Origin of the sequence: Bifidobacterium platyrrhinorum, from assembly GCF_010667645.1 — a bacterium.
Lineage (GTDB): Bacteria > Actinomycetota > Actinomycetes > Actinomycetales > Bifidobacteriaceae > Bifidobacterium > Bifidobacterium platyrrhinorum.
On sequence record NZ_WHZV01000001.1, the window covers coordinates 619,509 to 633,975 of the forward strand.

The 14,467-nt window shown below is 64.7% G+C and carries 16 protein-coding genes and 1 pseudogene; 12 read left to right on the forward strand and 5 right to left on the reverse strand.

What is annotated here, in order from left to right:
* Nucleotide 1: 1 nt before the first annotated feature.
* The 12 genes from trpA (at nt 2) to GFD21_RS02665 (ending at nt 8,468) form a co-directional block, all read left to right on the forward strand.
* Complete coding sequence (trpA, locus tag GFD21_RS02610; RefSeq protein ID WP_163196358.1) at nt 2–874, forward strand: tryptophan synthase subunit alpha; 873 nt, start codon at nt 2–4, stop codon at nt 872–874.
* Nucleotides 875–969: 95 nt separating this feature from the next.
* Nucleotides 970–1,911: a prolipoprotein diacylglyceryl transferase gene (gene lgt, locus GFD21_RS02615; RefSeq protein ID WP_163196359.1), complete on the forward strand. Its 942-nt coding sequence runs from the start codon at nt 970–972 to the stop codon at nt 1,909–1,911.
* A 63-nt stretch (nt 1,912–1,974) separates the two neighbouring features.
* Nucleotides 1,975–2,643, forward strand: coding sequence for a ribulose-phosphate 3-epimerase (gene rpe / locus GFD21_RS02620; protein ID WP_163196360.1), 669 nt, complete (start codon nt 1,975–1,977; stop codon nt 2,641–2,643).
* Nucleotides 2,644–2,709: 66 nt separating this feature from the next.
* Nucleotides 2,710–2,973 carry a phosphoribosyl-ATP diphosphatase gene (locus tag GFD21_RS02625; RefSeq protein ID WP_034528235.1) on the forward strand — a complete coding sequence of 88 codons (264 nt, stop codon included), beginning with the start codon at nt 2,710–2,712 and terminating at the stop codon, nt 2,971–2,973.
* Nucleotides 2,974–3,049: 76 nt separating this feature from the next.
* Nucleotides 3,050–3,901: an ATP phosphoribosyltransferase gene (gene hisG / locus GFD21_RS02630; protein ID WP_163196361.1), complete on the forward strand. Its 852-nt coding sequence runs from the start codon at nt 3,050–3,052 to the stop codon at nt 3,899–3,901.
* A 21-nt stretch (nt 3,902–3,922) separates the two neighbouring features.
* Nucleotides 3,923–4,573 carry a CDP-alcohol phosphatidyltransferase family protein gene (locus GFD21_RS02635; protein ID WP_163196362.1) on the forward strand — a complete coding sequence of 217 codons (651 nt, stop codon included), beginning with the start codon at nt 3,923–3,925 and terminating at the stop codon, nt 4,571–4,573.
* Nucleotides 4,570–5,562: a DUF881 domain-containing protein gene (locus GFD21_RS02640; protein WP_163196363.1), complete on the forward strand. Its 993-nt coding sequence runs from the start codon at nt 4,570–4,572 to the stop codon at nt 5,560–5,562. The genes GFD21_RS02635 and GFD21_RS02640 overlap by 4 nt, the downstream gene beginning before the upstream one ends.
* Nucleotides 5,563–5,895 carry a small basic family protein gene (locus GFD21_RS02645; protein ID WP_163196364.1) on the forward strand — a complete coding sequence of 111 codons (333 nt, stop codon included), beginning with the start codon at nt 5,563–5,565 and terminating at the stop codon, nt 5,893–5,895. It abuts the gene before it with no gap.
* A 1-nt stretch (nt 5,896) separates the two neighbouring features.
* Nucleotides 5,897–6,736 (forward strand): DUF881 domain-containing protein, encoded by an 840-nt coding sequence (locus GFD21_RS02650; RefSeq protein WP_163196365.1) that lies wholly within the window; start codon nt 5,897–5,899, stop codon nt 6,734–6,736.
* A 125-nt stretch (nt 6,737–6,861) separates the two neighbouring features.
* Entirely contained in the window at nt 6,862–7,299 is a 438-nt protein-coding gene (locus tag GFD21_RS02655) for an FHA domain-containing protein (RefSeq protein ID WP_163196366.1), read from the forward strand.
* 166 nt (nt 7,300–7,465) lie between these two features.
* A complete protein-coding gene (locus GFD21_RS02660) occupies nt 7,466–8,065 on the forward strand; it encodes a MerR family transcriptional regulator (RefSeq protein WP_163196541.1) in 600 nt (199 codons plus the stop codon).
* Nucleotides 8,066–8,099: 34 nt separating this feature from the next.
* Entirely contained in the window at nt 8,100–8,468 is a 369-nt protein-coding gene (locus GFD21_RS02665) for a hypothetical protein (RefSeq protein WP_163196367.1), read from the forward strand.
* A gap of 407 nt (nt 8,469–8,875) precedes the next feature.
* Here the strand turns inward: GFD21_RS02665 and GFD21_RS02670 are convergent, their stop codons facing one another.
* The 5 genes and pseudogenes from GFD21_RS02670 to GFD21_RS11385 form a co-directional block, all read right to left on the reverse strand.
* A complete protein-coding gene (locus GFD21_RS02670; protein WP_163196368.1) occupies nt 8,876–9,595 on the reverse strand; it encodes an HAD hydrolase-like protein in 720 nt (239 codons plus the stop codon).
* Between the two features lie 241 nt (nt 9,596–9,836).
* Nucleotides 9,837–10,181 carry an RNA polymerase-binding protein RbpA gene (locus GFD21_RS02675; RefSeq protein WP_163196369.1) on the reverse strand — a complete coding sequence of 115 codons (345 nt, stop codon included), beginning with the start codon at nt 10,179–10,181 and terminating at the stop codon, nt 9,837–9,839.
* A 135-nt stretch (nt 10,182–10,316) separates the two neighbouring features.
* A complete protein-coding gene (locus GFD21_RS02680; protein ID WP_163196370.1) occupies nt 10,317–12,920 on the reverse strand; it encodes a DEAD/DEAH box helicase in 2,604 nt (867 codons plus the stop codon).
* A 6-nt stretch (nt 12,921–12,926) separates the two neighbouring features.
* A complete protein-coding gene (locus GFD21_RS02685; protein ID WP_163196371.1) occupies nt 12,927–13,241 on the reverse strand; it encodes a YibE/F family protein in 315 nt (104 codons plus the stop codon).
* Nucleotides 13,242–13,272: 31 nt separating this feature from the next.
* Nucleotides 13,273–14,397: pseudogene (locus GFD21_RS11385) on the reverse strand (helix-turn-helix transcriptional regulator); the annotation flags it as partial.
* Nucleotides 14,398–14,467: the final 70 nt, after the last annotated feature.

A 14,467-nucleotide genomic window follows, 5' to 3' on the forward strand; every position in this document is an offset into this window, starting at 1 on the left:
TATGACAAACGTTGCAACCACACCCTCCGGCCAGCCGTTGGGCATCAGCCACAGGCCCAGCCCCACCGAAGCCATGTTCGCGAAGTTCAAGGCGGAGAACAAGCCGGCCTTCATCGGCTACCTGCCGTACGGCTTCCCGAACCCCGAGGTCTCGCTCGACGCCTTCCGCACGATGGTCGAGCACGGCGTCGACGCGGTCGAGATCGGCCTGCCGTACTCCGACCCGGTCATGGACGGCCCGGTCATCCAGGCCGCATCCTCCATCGCCCTGAACAACGGCGAGACCATCCGACGCGTCTTCGAGGCCGTGGAGACCGTGGCGAATGCGGGCGGCGTGCCGCTCGTCATGAGCTACTGGAACCTCATCTACCATTACGGCGTCGAACGGTTCGCCCGCGACTTCGAGAACGCCGGCGGCGCCGGCCTGATCACCCCGGATCTCATCCCGGACGAGGCGGGGGAGTGGATCGAGGCCTCCGACCGCCACGGCCTCGACCGCATCTTCCTGGTCTCCCCGGATTCCGCCGACGAGCGTCTCGAAGTCGTCGCGAGGAACGCGCGCGGCTTCGTCTACGCGGCCGCCCGCATGGGCGTCACCGGCGAACGCGCGAGCATCGACGCGTCCCCCGAAACGCTCGTCGAACGCACCCGCAAGGCCGGCGCAAAGAACGTGTGCGTCGGCATCGGCGTGTCCACCGCGGAACAGGGCGCGAAGGTCGGCGCCTACGCGGACGGCGTGATCGTCGGCTCCGCGCTCGTGCACACGTTGCTCGCCGACGACAACCGGACCGCCCGCGACACCGCCGAGGGGCTGAAGCTGCTCGCCGCGAAGAGCGAGGAACTGGCCGCCGGCATCCACGGCGCACGCGCCTGACGGTTCCGATACCGGGTCCGGCCCGTCGCGGACACGTTTCCCGCCGCTTCCGGCGGAGAGCGGGCCGCGGACCGGACCCTGCGTAGGATGAAAGCATGAATCTCGCATATATTCCCTCACCGACGTTCTCGAAGTTCCAGATCGGCCCGGTGACCATCCGCATGTACGCGATATGCATCCTCATCGGCGTCTGCTTCGCCGTATGGATCCTCACCCGCCGCTGGAAGCGCGTCGGCGGCACCTTCGACCAGGTGCTCGACACCACGCTGGTGGCCGTGCCCTCCGGGCTGGTGGGCGCGCGCCTGTACCACGTGATCACCACGCCGGCCGCGTATTTCCCGCCCACCGGCGATCCCGCCGACATCGTCAAGGTGTGGGAAGGCGGCATGGCCATCTTCGGCGGCATCGGCGTGGGCGCGCTGGCCGCGTTCCTGTGGTGCCGTCACAAGCGGTACCCGTTCGCCCTGCTCGCCGACTGCCTCGCCCCGGGGCTCCTCGTCGCCCAGGCCATCGGACGTCTCGGCAACTGGTTCAATCAGGAGCTGTTCGGCTGGCCCACGAATCTGCCATGGGGGTTGAAGCTCAACGACTCGTCCGACGCAATCGGCCGCACCGAGGTGTGCTACCAGGGCTCCGCATGCCCGTCCGGCACGCTGTTCCACCCCACCTTCCTGTATGAGATGATCTGGAACCTCATCGGCGCGGCGCTCATCGTCTGGCTCGGCCGCAGGCTCGCCGCGCGTCTCAGGGCGGGCCAGCAGTTCGCCATGTACATGATCTGGTACGGCCTGGGCCGCACCTGGATCGAGAACGTGCGCATCAACTACTCCACCGTGATTCTGGGTCTCAGGACCAACGTGTGGACCGCCATCCTCGTGTTCACCGCCGGATGCATCCTCTTCGTCGTCCTTCACCGCGTCGGCCAGGAGACGTCGACGCTCGCCGCCCGTCTGACCGCGGTCACCGCCGACGAGCTCGAACGGCAGGCGCAGTCCGGGAACGACCACGACGGCGAACGCGCGAAGAACGGCGACTGAACATTCGCCGCAACGCACCCGGGCACCGCCCATAGTCCCATTTGATAGATAAGGTATGGAACCATGAAGAAGATTGAAATCGCCCCCAGCATCCTGTCCGCCGACTTCTGCAACCTCGAGCGCGACCTCAAGGCCATCGCCGACGCCGACCTGGTCCACGTCGACGTGATGGACCACCACTTCGTCCCGAACCTCACGCTCGGCGAGCCGATCGTCAAGCGCATCTGCGAGGTCACCGACCTGCCGGTCGACGTGCACCTCATGATCGAGGACCCGGACCGTTGGGCCCCGGAGTACGCGCGCCTTGGCGCCGCCTCCGTGTCCTTCCACATGGGCGCCACCCACGCGCCGGTCCGTCTGGCCCGCCAGCTGCGCGACATGGGCTGCAAGGCCTGCTTCGCCGTGCGCCCCGCCGAACCGGTCGAGCCGATCTTCGACATCCTCGACGAGTTCGACATGATCCTCATCATGACCGTCGAGCCCGGCTTCGGCGGCCAGAAGTTCCTCGACAACCAGATGGCCAAGGTCCGCCGCCTGCGCGACGAGATCACCCGCCGCGGCCTCGACACCAAGATCCAGGTGGACGGCGGTGTGAGCCCGAAGACCGCGCACATCGTGGCCGAGGCCGGCGCCGACGTGCTCGTGGCCGGCTCCGCCGTGTACGGCGCCGACGATCGCGCGGCCGCCATCGACTCCATTCGCGAGAAGGCCGCCGCCGCGTACCGCGACTGAGCGCAGGCGCACGGGTTTCCCGCGGGATTCCGCATTCCGACACCAAGAAGAAAGCATCACAGACACATGAAGACGTTCGAATCGCTGTTCGCCGAGCTGAGCGAGAAGGCCAAGACCCGTCCGGAAGGATCCCTGACCGTCGACGAGCTCGACAAGGGCACCCATTTCATCGGCAAGAAGATCGTCGAGGAGGCCTCCGAGACCTGGATCGCCGCCGAGTACGAAGGCGCGGACCGCACCGCCGAGGAGATGAGCCAGCTGCTCTACCACGTGCAGGTCATGATGATCAAGCACGGCCTGAGCCTCGAGGACGTCTACAAGCACCTGTGACGTGACGTCCGAAGCGACGTCCCGTACCGCGGCGCGGTCACCAAAGGCCGCGCCGCACAACGATTAGGGGGAAACCATGCTGAGAATCGCCGTGCCCAACAAGGGCATGCTGTCCGAACCCGCCTGGAACATGCTGGCGGAGGCGGGCTACCGTCTGCGCACCAACTCGCGCCAGCTCGTCGTCGAGGACCCGGACAACGACATCGAACTGTTCTACCTGCGGCCGCTCGACATCGCCGTGTACGTCGGCCGTGGCACCATCGACTGCGGCATCACCGGCGAGGATCTGCTGAAGAACTCCGGCACCGCGGCGCTCGAGCATATGCCGCTCGGCTTCGGCGCCTCCACGTTCCGTTTCGCCGCGCCGAACGAATCCTCCTTCTCCAAGCTCGAGGACATCGACGGCAAGAGGGTCGGCACCTCCTTCGACAAGCTCGTGCACGACTACCTCGTCGACCACGGCATCAACGCGGAGACCATCCACCTGGACGGCGCGGTCGAATCGTCCGTGCAGCTGGGCGTCGCCGACCTCATCGCCGACGTCGTGTCCACCGGCACCACGCTGCGCAACGCAGGTCTGCGCATCTTCGCCGACCCGATCATGCATTCCGAGGCGTGCCTCATCCGCTCGCCGCGTCTCGACGAGAAGGACGAACGACTGACCATCCTCAGCCGTCGTCTCGAAGGCGTGATCACCGCGCAACGCTACGTGCTCATGGACTACGACATCCCCGTGTCCAAGGTGGCCGCCGCCGTGGCCGTCACCCCCGGCTTCGAAAGCCCCACCATCTCCCCGCTGCACGACAAGCAGTGGAACGCGGTGCGTGTCATGGTGCCGAAGGCGAAGGTCAACCAGCTCATGGACAAGCTGTACGAGGTGGGCGCGCGCGGCATCATCGTGACCGCGCTGACCGCGTCCCGCATCTGAGGCATGACGACGAGCCGAAGCATGACCGACCGCAACGCCAGATCCACGTACAGTCCGGAACCCCGCGACATCTATTTCACCATCCCGAACCTGCTCAGCCTGTTCAGGATCGTCTCGATCCCGTTCATCGCATGGCTGATGTCGAATCACGAGATGGTGAATGCGTTGATCGTGCTGGCGGTGTCGTCCCTGTCCGACGGGCTGGACGGCATTCTGGCCCGCAGACTCAACCAGGTGAGCAAAATCGGCCAGATCCTCGACCCTCTGGCCGATCGTCTGCTCATCTTCTGCTCGATCATCGCTCTTGGCGTGGCCGGAATCATCCCGTGGTGGATGCTTATCGTGGTCGGTGTGCGTGATCTGTTCATGGCCGTTCAGGTGCTGTGGCTCGCCCAATATGGATATGGTCCGCTTCCCGTGCATTTCGTGGGAAAGACCGGCACGGCGCTGCTCATGATGGCCATCGTCGCTCTCACCGTCGCCGATCTCGGCTCCGGTTCGCTGTTCCTCCTGCTGCATCTGGCCGCGTTGGCCACCGGCATCTGGGGCGTGGCGATGTACTGGCTCGCCGGTTACATCTACTTCAGACAGGGCATCACCGTCCTGCGCCGGGAGGTGCCGCAGCGGCATGAGCAACGCGAACGGGAACGCCGCGAGAAGGCGCGCGTATGACCCACGGCGACCCGGCACCGGCATCCTATCCGGTGGAAGCTGCGCAGAACGCGGAACGACGGTCCGTCCGACGCCGTTCCGCGTTCTCGCATGCCTACCGGGGTCTCATATCCCACCATGCGGCGCGTACGACGATCTCCGCGGCGGAACGCGAACGGCGCAAACGGGTGCGGCAGGACGACTCGCTGCGTCTCATCGACGATCTGACCAACCGTCCGCTCGATCCCATCTATCTTGACGCGAACCTGGGCGCGCACAAGGAATCGCCCGTCGCCATGTGGGCCACCCGCGTGGTGTGCTTCGTCGTATGCATCGGCGTCGGGTTCCTCGGCAGCCTGTTCGTGCAACAACTCCACTCCGATCCGCGCAAGGAGGTACGGGCGAGCCTGGCCTCCGAACTCGAATCCTCACAGACCGAGGTGAACAGGCTCACCGGCGAGGTCGGCGCATTGCGCCGTCAGATCGACAGGCAGTCGAAACGGCTCAACATCACCGGATCCACGCAGACCGTGCGCAATGACGAGATGGCGAGCGGACAGGTGAAGGTGGAGGGGGAGGGCATCGTGCTGAGCGTGGCCAACCCGCTGGCCGCGGCGAACGATTCCTCCACCGGCGCCACGCCGCGCGAGACCGCCGGCAACCATCTGCGCGTCGTCACCGACGGCGACCTGCAGCAACTCGTCTCCCTGCTGTGGCGTGCCGGGGCCGAAGCCATCGCCGTCAACGGCTATCGTCTGGGATCCCAGACATCCATCCGCACGGCCGGCGGCACCATCCTCATCGGGCTGGACGCGGTCGAAAGCCCCTACCGCATCGAGGCAATAGGGGACAGGCGCACCCTGGCGAAGGTCATCGACCAGGACAATCTGGGAAGCCTTTACGATGCCTACAAGGACGCCGGCATCACACTGCAGGTGAAGCAGTACAAGACGATTACACTGGAAGCAGCCGTAGTCGGAGACGTCAGCTACGCGAGGAAGGTGAAGTAGATGGCAGCAGTGCTCGGTCTGATCATCGGCGTGGTGGTCGGCGTGTTCGTCCAGCCGGACATCCCCGTATGGATCCAGCCGTACCTGCCGATCATGGTCGTCGCCGCCCTCGACGCGTTGCTCGGCGCGGCGCGCGCGTATTTCGAACGTCGTTTCTCCGATCGCGTGTTCATCATCTCGTTCTTCGCCAATGTGGTCACCGCCACGTTGCTCGTGCTGCTCGGCAACCAGCTGGGCGTCGGCTCGCAGCTGCAGACCGCCGTCATCGTCGTGCTCGGCATCCGCATCTTCTCCAACGTGTCCGCCATCCGCAGGTTCATCTTCCGAGGCTGACATGGCGAGACGAAACGGACGGGACGGAAGCGGGAACACCCTCAGCGAGATGAGGGCCCGCAACGAGGCGGAGAAGCGCAACGACGGACTCGAGACGGGCTCGTTCCCGCAGGTGCGCAGGCGCGGCACGGGCAAGCGTGTCATCGGCGACTCGGGCGTGAAGACCAAGATCGTCTCATCGCTGCTCGTGGTGCTCATGTGCGCGCTGCTCGGCTTCGGTTACATGACCCAGATCAACAACACGCAGTCCACCTACGAGACGATGAGCGAGGACGAACTCGTGCGCCTCATCAACGAGACCAGCACGCAGGCGTCCAACCTCGAACAACGCAAAAGCGAACTCACCAGCCAGCTGACAAGCCTCAAGGCGGCCGCCGACCAGCGTGAACAGGCAGAGAAGATCGCCAAGCAGAACGAGGAGACCAGCGGCATCATCTCCGGGCGTCTGCCCGCACAGGGACAAGGCGTGGTCATCCGCATCACGAAGGGCTCGAAGCAGGACATCGACGCGGCCACGCTGTTCACGCTCATCGAGGAACTGCGCAACGCCGGAGCCGAGGTCATCTCGATCGGCAACGTGCGCGTCGTCACCTCCACCTCGATCGTCAAAGGCGACGACGGCAAGCTCCAATGCGACGGCATCACGCTCGACACGCCGTATGTCGTGCGTGCCATCGGCAATCCCGGTGACCTGCAGAACGCGGTGAACATCGCAGGAGGCATCGGGTCCAGGCTGAAGGTCATGTACGGTTCGCGCGTGACCGTCGAACAGTCCGACGACGTCGTCATCAACGCCGTGCGCGGCGCCAAGCAGTACAAATACGCGAAAACGGTGGAATGACTCCTGCCATCCACGATGCGGGCGGAGCGTCCGGTCTCCTCTCGCCGTGGTTATTCGGCCACGGCGTCCCAATCATCCCAAGGGTTCCCGCATTTCCTCCCATTCGTGGTCTAAGATAGGCAGTTATGACCGAACCAATTCCCAGCGCAGGCGAAACCACCATCATCGGCCTGCCCGCAATCACCATTCCCGTCACCGCCACCGGTGACCGTCCGCTCACCACGGAGGACCTCGACACGATCGCCCGTCTGTCGGACGGGACGGCGCTGCTGATCTCCACGCGAGGAGCGGTGTCGGGATCCCGCTATCTGCTCGACGAGGACGAGGTGACCGTCGGCCGCGACCCGCGCGCCGACATCCTGCTCGACGACTCCACGGTGTCGCGTTCGCACGCCGTGTTCCGCCGCGTCGGGGGAGTGTTCACCGTCGTCGACGCCGGTTCGCTGAACGGCACCTACGTGAACCGCCAGCGTGTCGACCAGGCCACGTTGAAGAACGGCGACGAAATCATGATCGGCAAGTTCCGCCTCGTCTTCTTCACGAAGTCCGCCGTCATCGCCTGACACGTCGGCGGGTCCATCCCGCTTCGTCAGGGTGCCGGCGCGACTCACGGCGATCACGAGAACGGTGACGTACCGTCCGGATGTCACGTCACCGACGGCAAGAAGGGGAGTGGCGATGAGCGACACCGACCACCGACCGCACCTGACCGTGCGTTCCTCGGACCCTATGGATGCCGCCCGCACCGGTTTCGACGGCGCGGTACAGGGAGAACTGTTCGCATCGAGGGACGAGGAGCGCGCCAAACGAGGGTATCGGGGGACCGTCGCCTCGAAGGTCGCCGGCATCACCTACCGTCAGCTCGACTATTGGGCGCGTAAACAGATAGTGGAGCCGTCGATCACCCCTTCGCACGGCTCCGGCTCCCGTCGTCTCTACTCATTCAAGGACGTGGTGATTCTCGCCGTGTCCAAGCGTCTGCTCGACGCCGGGGTGAACCTGCAGAACGTGACCGCCGCCATCGGGTTCCTCACGCAACGTGGCACCGGTCAGCTGGCGAATGTCACCATCATGTGTGATGGGCAGCATGTCCATGAGTGCACGACCAGCGAGCAGATGCTTGATCTCCTGCAGAACGGCAAGGCCGTGTTCGCCGTATCCGTGGGGGCGCTATGGCACCAGATCAGGGATGCGCTTGAACACGAGGACTACGTGGACCTGACCAAGGCACCGGCGAAACGCTCCACGGGACGTCCCATCGACGATCTGACCGCGGCGCGTATGCGCCGCAGGCTCGAGGCGCGCCGGGTGCAACGACATCAAGCCTGAACGGGAATATGAACACCGAGGGGGAGTACGCCTTATGATCGACATGCTGCCCGCACTGCTATGGTGCGTCGACGTGGTGCTGTCCATGAACATCATCGGATTGTGCGTGATACGCGGGCGGCTGTTGTCCCGGTATTCCGGCGGTGTGCCGCGTGTGAGCTGGCCGGTGACGATCGCGCATGTCGTTTCGGCATTGCTCGGGCTGGCGCCGTATCTGGCGTACACCTGGTTCGCGGACGGCGGATTCGACCCGGACGTGCGTGATTTCTATGCAGCCTACGGGTGGCCATCCGCGGCGGTCGTCGTCATCCTGATTCTCGTGCAATTGTCCTGCCTGTATCTGCAGGCGCGTCGCGCGATGATGAGCGAGATGGATGCGCGGTTGCGCCGGGCACGGAAGTGAGCGACGGCAAAGACGCGAACGGCATGCGCTCGGACACGGAATCGTTGCTCCATGACCCGGAAGGGGATTGATCGTCATCCCTTTTCTGACATAACGTACATTATCGGATATTTGTCACACGGTAGGCATGAGAGTACTGGAATCATTGGAATTCCAAGCCTCCGGGGGTTCCGGCAATTATCGGGAAACGTGTGAAATACGGCTATATACGGTCATATACGGCCGGCATGGTCACACGATGGTCACACGGTTTCCGACGCATGCGGAATATGGTCTTTACAGAGGCAACATCCAATCGCCATACAAAAATCGGCATGTCCTTGTTTTCAGGACATGCCGATTCTCATATGACAACCATCGTTGTCATCACCACTGCGCAATGCCGTACAACGTCACGGCATCATCCGTCACTTGGCGAAGTATTCGTTCACGGCGGCGCGCAGTTCGGATACCTGGTCGATGATGCGGTAGCAACCGTGCTCCGTGAGTTCGCCGGGCTCGGCGTAACCCCAGCCGCAGCCCAGGCAGTCGAGTCCGCAGGCCTTGGCTCCGTCGGCGTCGGTCCAACGGTCTCCGACCATCAGCGCGCGGTCGCCGGCCGCCGCGTCGAAGCCGATGTTCTCGAAGCAGTACCGGATCACCTGGTCCTTGTTGATGCGCGAATTGTCCTTGCTGGCGCCGTAGATGCCGGACACCAGCGGCGTGACGCCGAACCGGTCGCAGATCGGCTTGGCCTGGTATTCGGGCTTGCAGGTGGCCACGGCGAGATAATACCCGTCCTCGTCACGCAGGGCGATGAGCTGCTCGGCGATGCCGTCGAACAGCTTGTTGACATAGCAGCCGGAGACCTTCTCGCCGGGATTGTTCGGGTCGTCGAACACGTTCCTGTTGCCGTAGAAATCACGATAGATCTCCACCGCTTCGTCGAGACGTTCCTCGGGCACGTGGTTGATCCTCAGCGAAGTGCTGATGGCCGGTCCGACGAAACGGTGCAGCGTCTCGTCGTCGGGCACCGCCATGCCCAGCGCCTTGAACGTCTCGGTGACGCTGGCGAGAATGCCGGGTGCGGAATCGGTAAGCGTCCCGTCCAGATCAAGCAGGACCACGTTCTTCGGGTGTTCGGCCATCGGTGTTACTCCCCCAATGCGATGTCGTTCTCTCGTGCCGTCGATACGGCGCACGTCGTTCCCGGTCCGTCGCGGACCGGCGGCATGCACCTTCAACGAATAGTATTATGCCCGGCCGAGTTGACCGGGCATCATGTTCATGTGTCGTTCACGCATACGCACGGACGCGTTCATACGGAAGCGGACGGGCGCATCAGGCGAATCCCCGCAGATGTCCGCACGGCAATGCGCGTCGGCACCGTCACTCGTAGTCGGGGATCCAGCCTTCGCGATGCATCTTGAGGCGCTTTTCGAGCAGCTCCTTGAGTTCCTCCTCGCTGCGGCGTTCAAGCAGCATGTCCCAGTGGGTGCGGGTCGGCTTGGCGATTTCGTTGGATTCGGCGTCCTCGCCCTCGCGATGCGCGGTGGCACCGCAGCGGCACTCCCACTCGTCCGGGATCTCGGCGCCTTCGGCGAACGGCAGAATCGTGCGGTGCCCGTTCGGGCAGATGTAGGCGACTTCCTCTCGTGCGGCGAAATCGACGTTCGCATCGGATTCCAGCGACTTCGCGCCGATGCTCATGCCTCGCAGGCTGCGTTCTGCCATAAGTGGGTTCCTCCTTGGTTTTCGACGTATTCACATTACGCAACAGTTCGGACGTGGCCGGTATTCCGGTTTGGCGATGCGGTACGAGACGGCGCGCAACCCTGGCCAGGCCGCAACGAACGCACCGACGAGGACTCAGTCGACTCCCGAATAGGCGACGACGCCACGGTTGACCATGTCCATGGCGAGACGCGCGCGATGTGCCAGGGATTCCCCGCCGGATCCCAGATAGGGTTCCGCGGAGGCGATCTGATGCAGCACGTCGGTGAGGCGCTTCGCGTTGCGCACGAAATCGCCGCCGGTCAGTTCGGTGCCGTGCAGCACGGCGGACAGGTCGTCGCCGTCGGCCCACTCGTACATGATGTCGAGGATTCCCGCGTCGAGATCGGGCAGCGGATCGAGGCCATGGTCCTCGCACAACGCGCTGACCTGGTTGCGGATGGCCTTGAGTTCGCCCGCCGCCACGGCGATCGGGCCGTGCACCGAACCGGGATAGTAACGAGGCTCTCCCCCGCCGCCGCGCCGGGCCTCATAGATCAGTGACGAAAGGACGGCGGCGAGGCCCGCCGGCGGCAGCAGGTCCAACGCGCCCGTAAGCGCCGCCTGGGCGAGCACGACATCCTGTTCGCTGTACAAACGCCGCAGCAGCTGCCCGCGTTCGGTGAGCACGAGGTCGCGTTCCCCGTTCCGTTCGAGATACCCGAGTTCGGTGAGGATGTCGCAGATGCGGTCGAACTGGCGTGCGACCGATCCGGTGCGCGAATCGTAGCGGTTGCGCACGCGTTCGAGTTCGCGCATCTCACGCACCCAGCGATGCCCCCACTTGAGGTGCCGCTGCAGGTCGGGGCATTCGCGGCATGGATGCCGCTGCTCCTGCCCGCGCAGTTCCCCGATGCGCCGGTCGAGGTCGCGGAACGCGGCGGAGCGTTCGCCGTCGCTGCGGAACGCCGTGTGCTTGAGCCGGTTGCGCTCCGTCTTCTCCAGATCGCTCAACCTCATGCGCAGGGTCATGAATTCACGGAAATCGCCATGGTCGCATGCGAACGCCTGCTCATAGCCTTTGATGGCCTGCCCGAGCGTGTCCATCTGCGATTCGAGCTGCCAGGCGGAGGCGTTCGCCTCCCATTGGGCGAACGAGTGGTCGAGCGTGATGCGGGAGGTCTCGTAATCGCTGGAATTGAGCAGGTTGACGGCCATGTTGAACGTGGCCTTGAAGCTGGAATGCAGCGGGTACACACGCTTGCTGGACAACGCCGCGGCCGTGGCCGGCACGAACCCGTGGTGATCGACGACGATGGCGTGGCCGATGGTGTCGATGCCGCGGCGACCGGCGCGACCGGTCAGCTGGGTGAACTCCCCCGGCGTCAGGGCGACATGCCCGATGCCGTTGAATTTCTCGAGCTTCTCCACGACGACGCATCGCGCCGGCATGTTGATGCCGAGCGCCAGCGTCTCGGTGGCGAACACCATCTTGACCAGACCTTCCTCAAACAGACGTTCGACGATCTGGCGGAAGAGGGCGATCATGCCGGCGTGATGGGACGCGAACCCCTCTTCAAGCGCGAACCTGAAGCGGGAGAACCCCAGCGCCTTGAGATCCTCCTGGGAAAGCTGACCGTCCACCATCTCGTCGATGATGGCGCGGATCCTGCGGGTCTCGTCCTCGGTGGTGAGTTCCAGACCGGCGTTGAGGCACTGGTCGACGGCCTGGTCGCATCCGTTGCGCGAGAAGATGAAGTAGATGCCGGGCAGCATGTCCAGATAGTTGAGCTCGTCGACGACCGCCCAGCGTCGGGGCACATGGCGCTCCGGCTTGCGCGCGGTCGCGCCGCCCCGTCCGCGCCCCTTGGGGCCGCCGCCGTGGCCTCGGCCCCTCCCGCCGTGCTTGCGCGACCGTTCCTCGCCTTGCCGGCGTGCCGCGATGCGGTCGAACTGGTCGAGACGGTTGGCGAGTTCGGCGTTGACCTTGGTGGTCTGACGCCCCTGCCCGTCGCGCTGGTAGAGATCGATGATCTCCGGTTCCGTGCGATCGTCCTTCTGCACGATGACATGCTGTTCGAGCGGGACCGGCCGACGTTCCGAGACGACGAGCTCGGTCTCGCCGCGCACCGAGGAGATCCAGTCACTGAAATCCTCCACGTTCGACACCGTGGCGGACAACGCGACGATGCGCACCCGCTCGGGCAGGTGGATGATGACCTCCTCCCAGACCGGCCCACGGAAACGATCGGCGAGGTAGTGCACCTCGTCGAGGATCACGTAGCGCAACGCGTCGAGCGTGACCGAGCGCTCATAGAGCATGTTGCGCAACACCTCGGTGGTCATCACGACGATGTCGGCCTCGGAATTGATGGAGGTGTCGCCGGTGAGCAGACCGACCTTGTCGGGGCCGTAGACGTCGACGAGGTCATGGTATTTCTGATTGCTCAACGCCTTGATGGGCGTGGTGTAGAACGCCTTGACGTTGCGCTCCTGCGCAAGGAAGACGGCGAAGTCGGCGACGACGGTCTTGCCGGCGCCCGTCGGCGCGGCGACGAGCACGTTGCGCCCGGCTTCGAGGGCCTCGTTCGCCTTCGTCTGGAAATCGTCGAGGTCGAAGGGCAGGCTGCGGGCGAACCGCGCCGCGGCCCCCGCCTCCTTGCGCTGCCGTTGCCGGAAGGCCGCGTAGCGGGCCGCCGGCGAGACCGACTCCCCTTTGTCGTTGCTGCGTGATCGGTTCGTACGATGCTGGGAATTCATATCAGATTAGAACGCGTTCCTCCAACGCCTCCATGCGCGCACATGCCGGTCGCGTTTCGCCTGCCGGCGCGCGATGACCTCGACCTGTGCACGCTCGTATCGTTCGGCCGTCTCATGCAACGGCCGCGTGAACGCCGGCACCGGCCCGGGCCCGTCATCCGTCTGCGGACGACCCATGCGGTCCAGACGCTCGCCCACCTGCATGCCGGTGTCCGTGATGACATGCAACGCCGCAAGGCCACGGCGGAACACGTAGACGCCGCCGATGACGAGCATGGCGACCATGAACAACACCAGCAACAGCCAGATCCACCAAGGCATCCGTGTCTCCTCTCCCCTGCCCGCGGCGCGGTCACCGCTCCGGATCGTCGTCCCTCGAGACGACGCTGAGCTCGCGCTGCGCGCGGGCCACGATCATCGTGCGCAATGTTTCCGGCGCGACGGCGACGATGTGCTTCGCATGGGCGATGCAGAAGGCGACGAACCAGGAGTCGGACGATACGGTGAGGTTGACCTTCTCGCCGGGTCCGAACGGCTCCGTGCCGGCGCCCGGGAGGTTGCCGACGAACGACAGGTCCTTGGCGTCCGTGATGAACGTGGCCGCCGTGCCGTTGTCGAAGCTCCACTTGCGCAACTCGCTCAACGGCATGTCCGGGATGTCGAGCGAAGCGGTGGGCTCGACGACCTTCGCCTGCTCGATGCGCGCGATGCGCAGCACCTGCCAGGTGCGGGGTTTGCCGTTCGCCTTGTTGATGGCCGGGTTGCGCAGCACGATGTTGCGCTTGTCCTCCGGCGCGGCCTTCTCCACGTCGGTCCACACGGCCACGTAGTACACGCCTTCGTCCACGTAGATCTTGACGGGGGCGACCAGGCGGCGGCGGTTGTTGCCGGCGCCGTCCGTATAGGTCATGTCGAGCAGGGACCGGGAGGCGATGGCGCGCTTGACGGCGCCGAAGTTATGGGGCTCAAGCTCGTACCCGGTCAGGCTCAGCCACGGCGTCTGCCCCGGCTTGACGTGCTGGTGGAGACGATGATAGAGGTTGTCGGCCTGGGCGCGCTGTTCGTCGGGGAGCAGCGGGGAATGCGCCAGATAGCTCACCGATGCGGTGAGCATGCTCAGGTACTGCGGCGAAATGCCCGCCAGACGCTCCAAGCCCAGCGAGTTGGTGGCCGACACGATGCCTTCGGCGTCAAGCAGGGACCAGTCGATGTCGAAGAACTGGCTGCCCGCCATCTCGCCGTCGTCCGACACGGTGGTGAGCGTGTTGATGTCCTTGTGGATCACGTTCACCGACTTCTTGAGCTCCTCGGGGGTCTTGGCCCTGCCGATGAACCGTTCGGCGAGCTCCTCGAGGGAGAACTCCTCGCCCAGATGCGCGGAAAGGAACAGCATCAGACGCAGTCTGCGGTCCACTTCGCTTCCGGTCTGGAAGGCGGACTTCTTCGAATGCGACTTTCCGGATTCGCCCTCCCCCGGATCGACGGAATCGCCCTGGGCGGATGCGGACTCCAATTCGCCTGCGGACCGCTCGACCTCGTCGACCGAC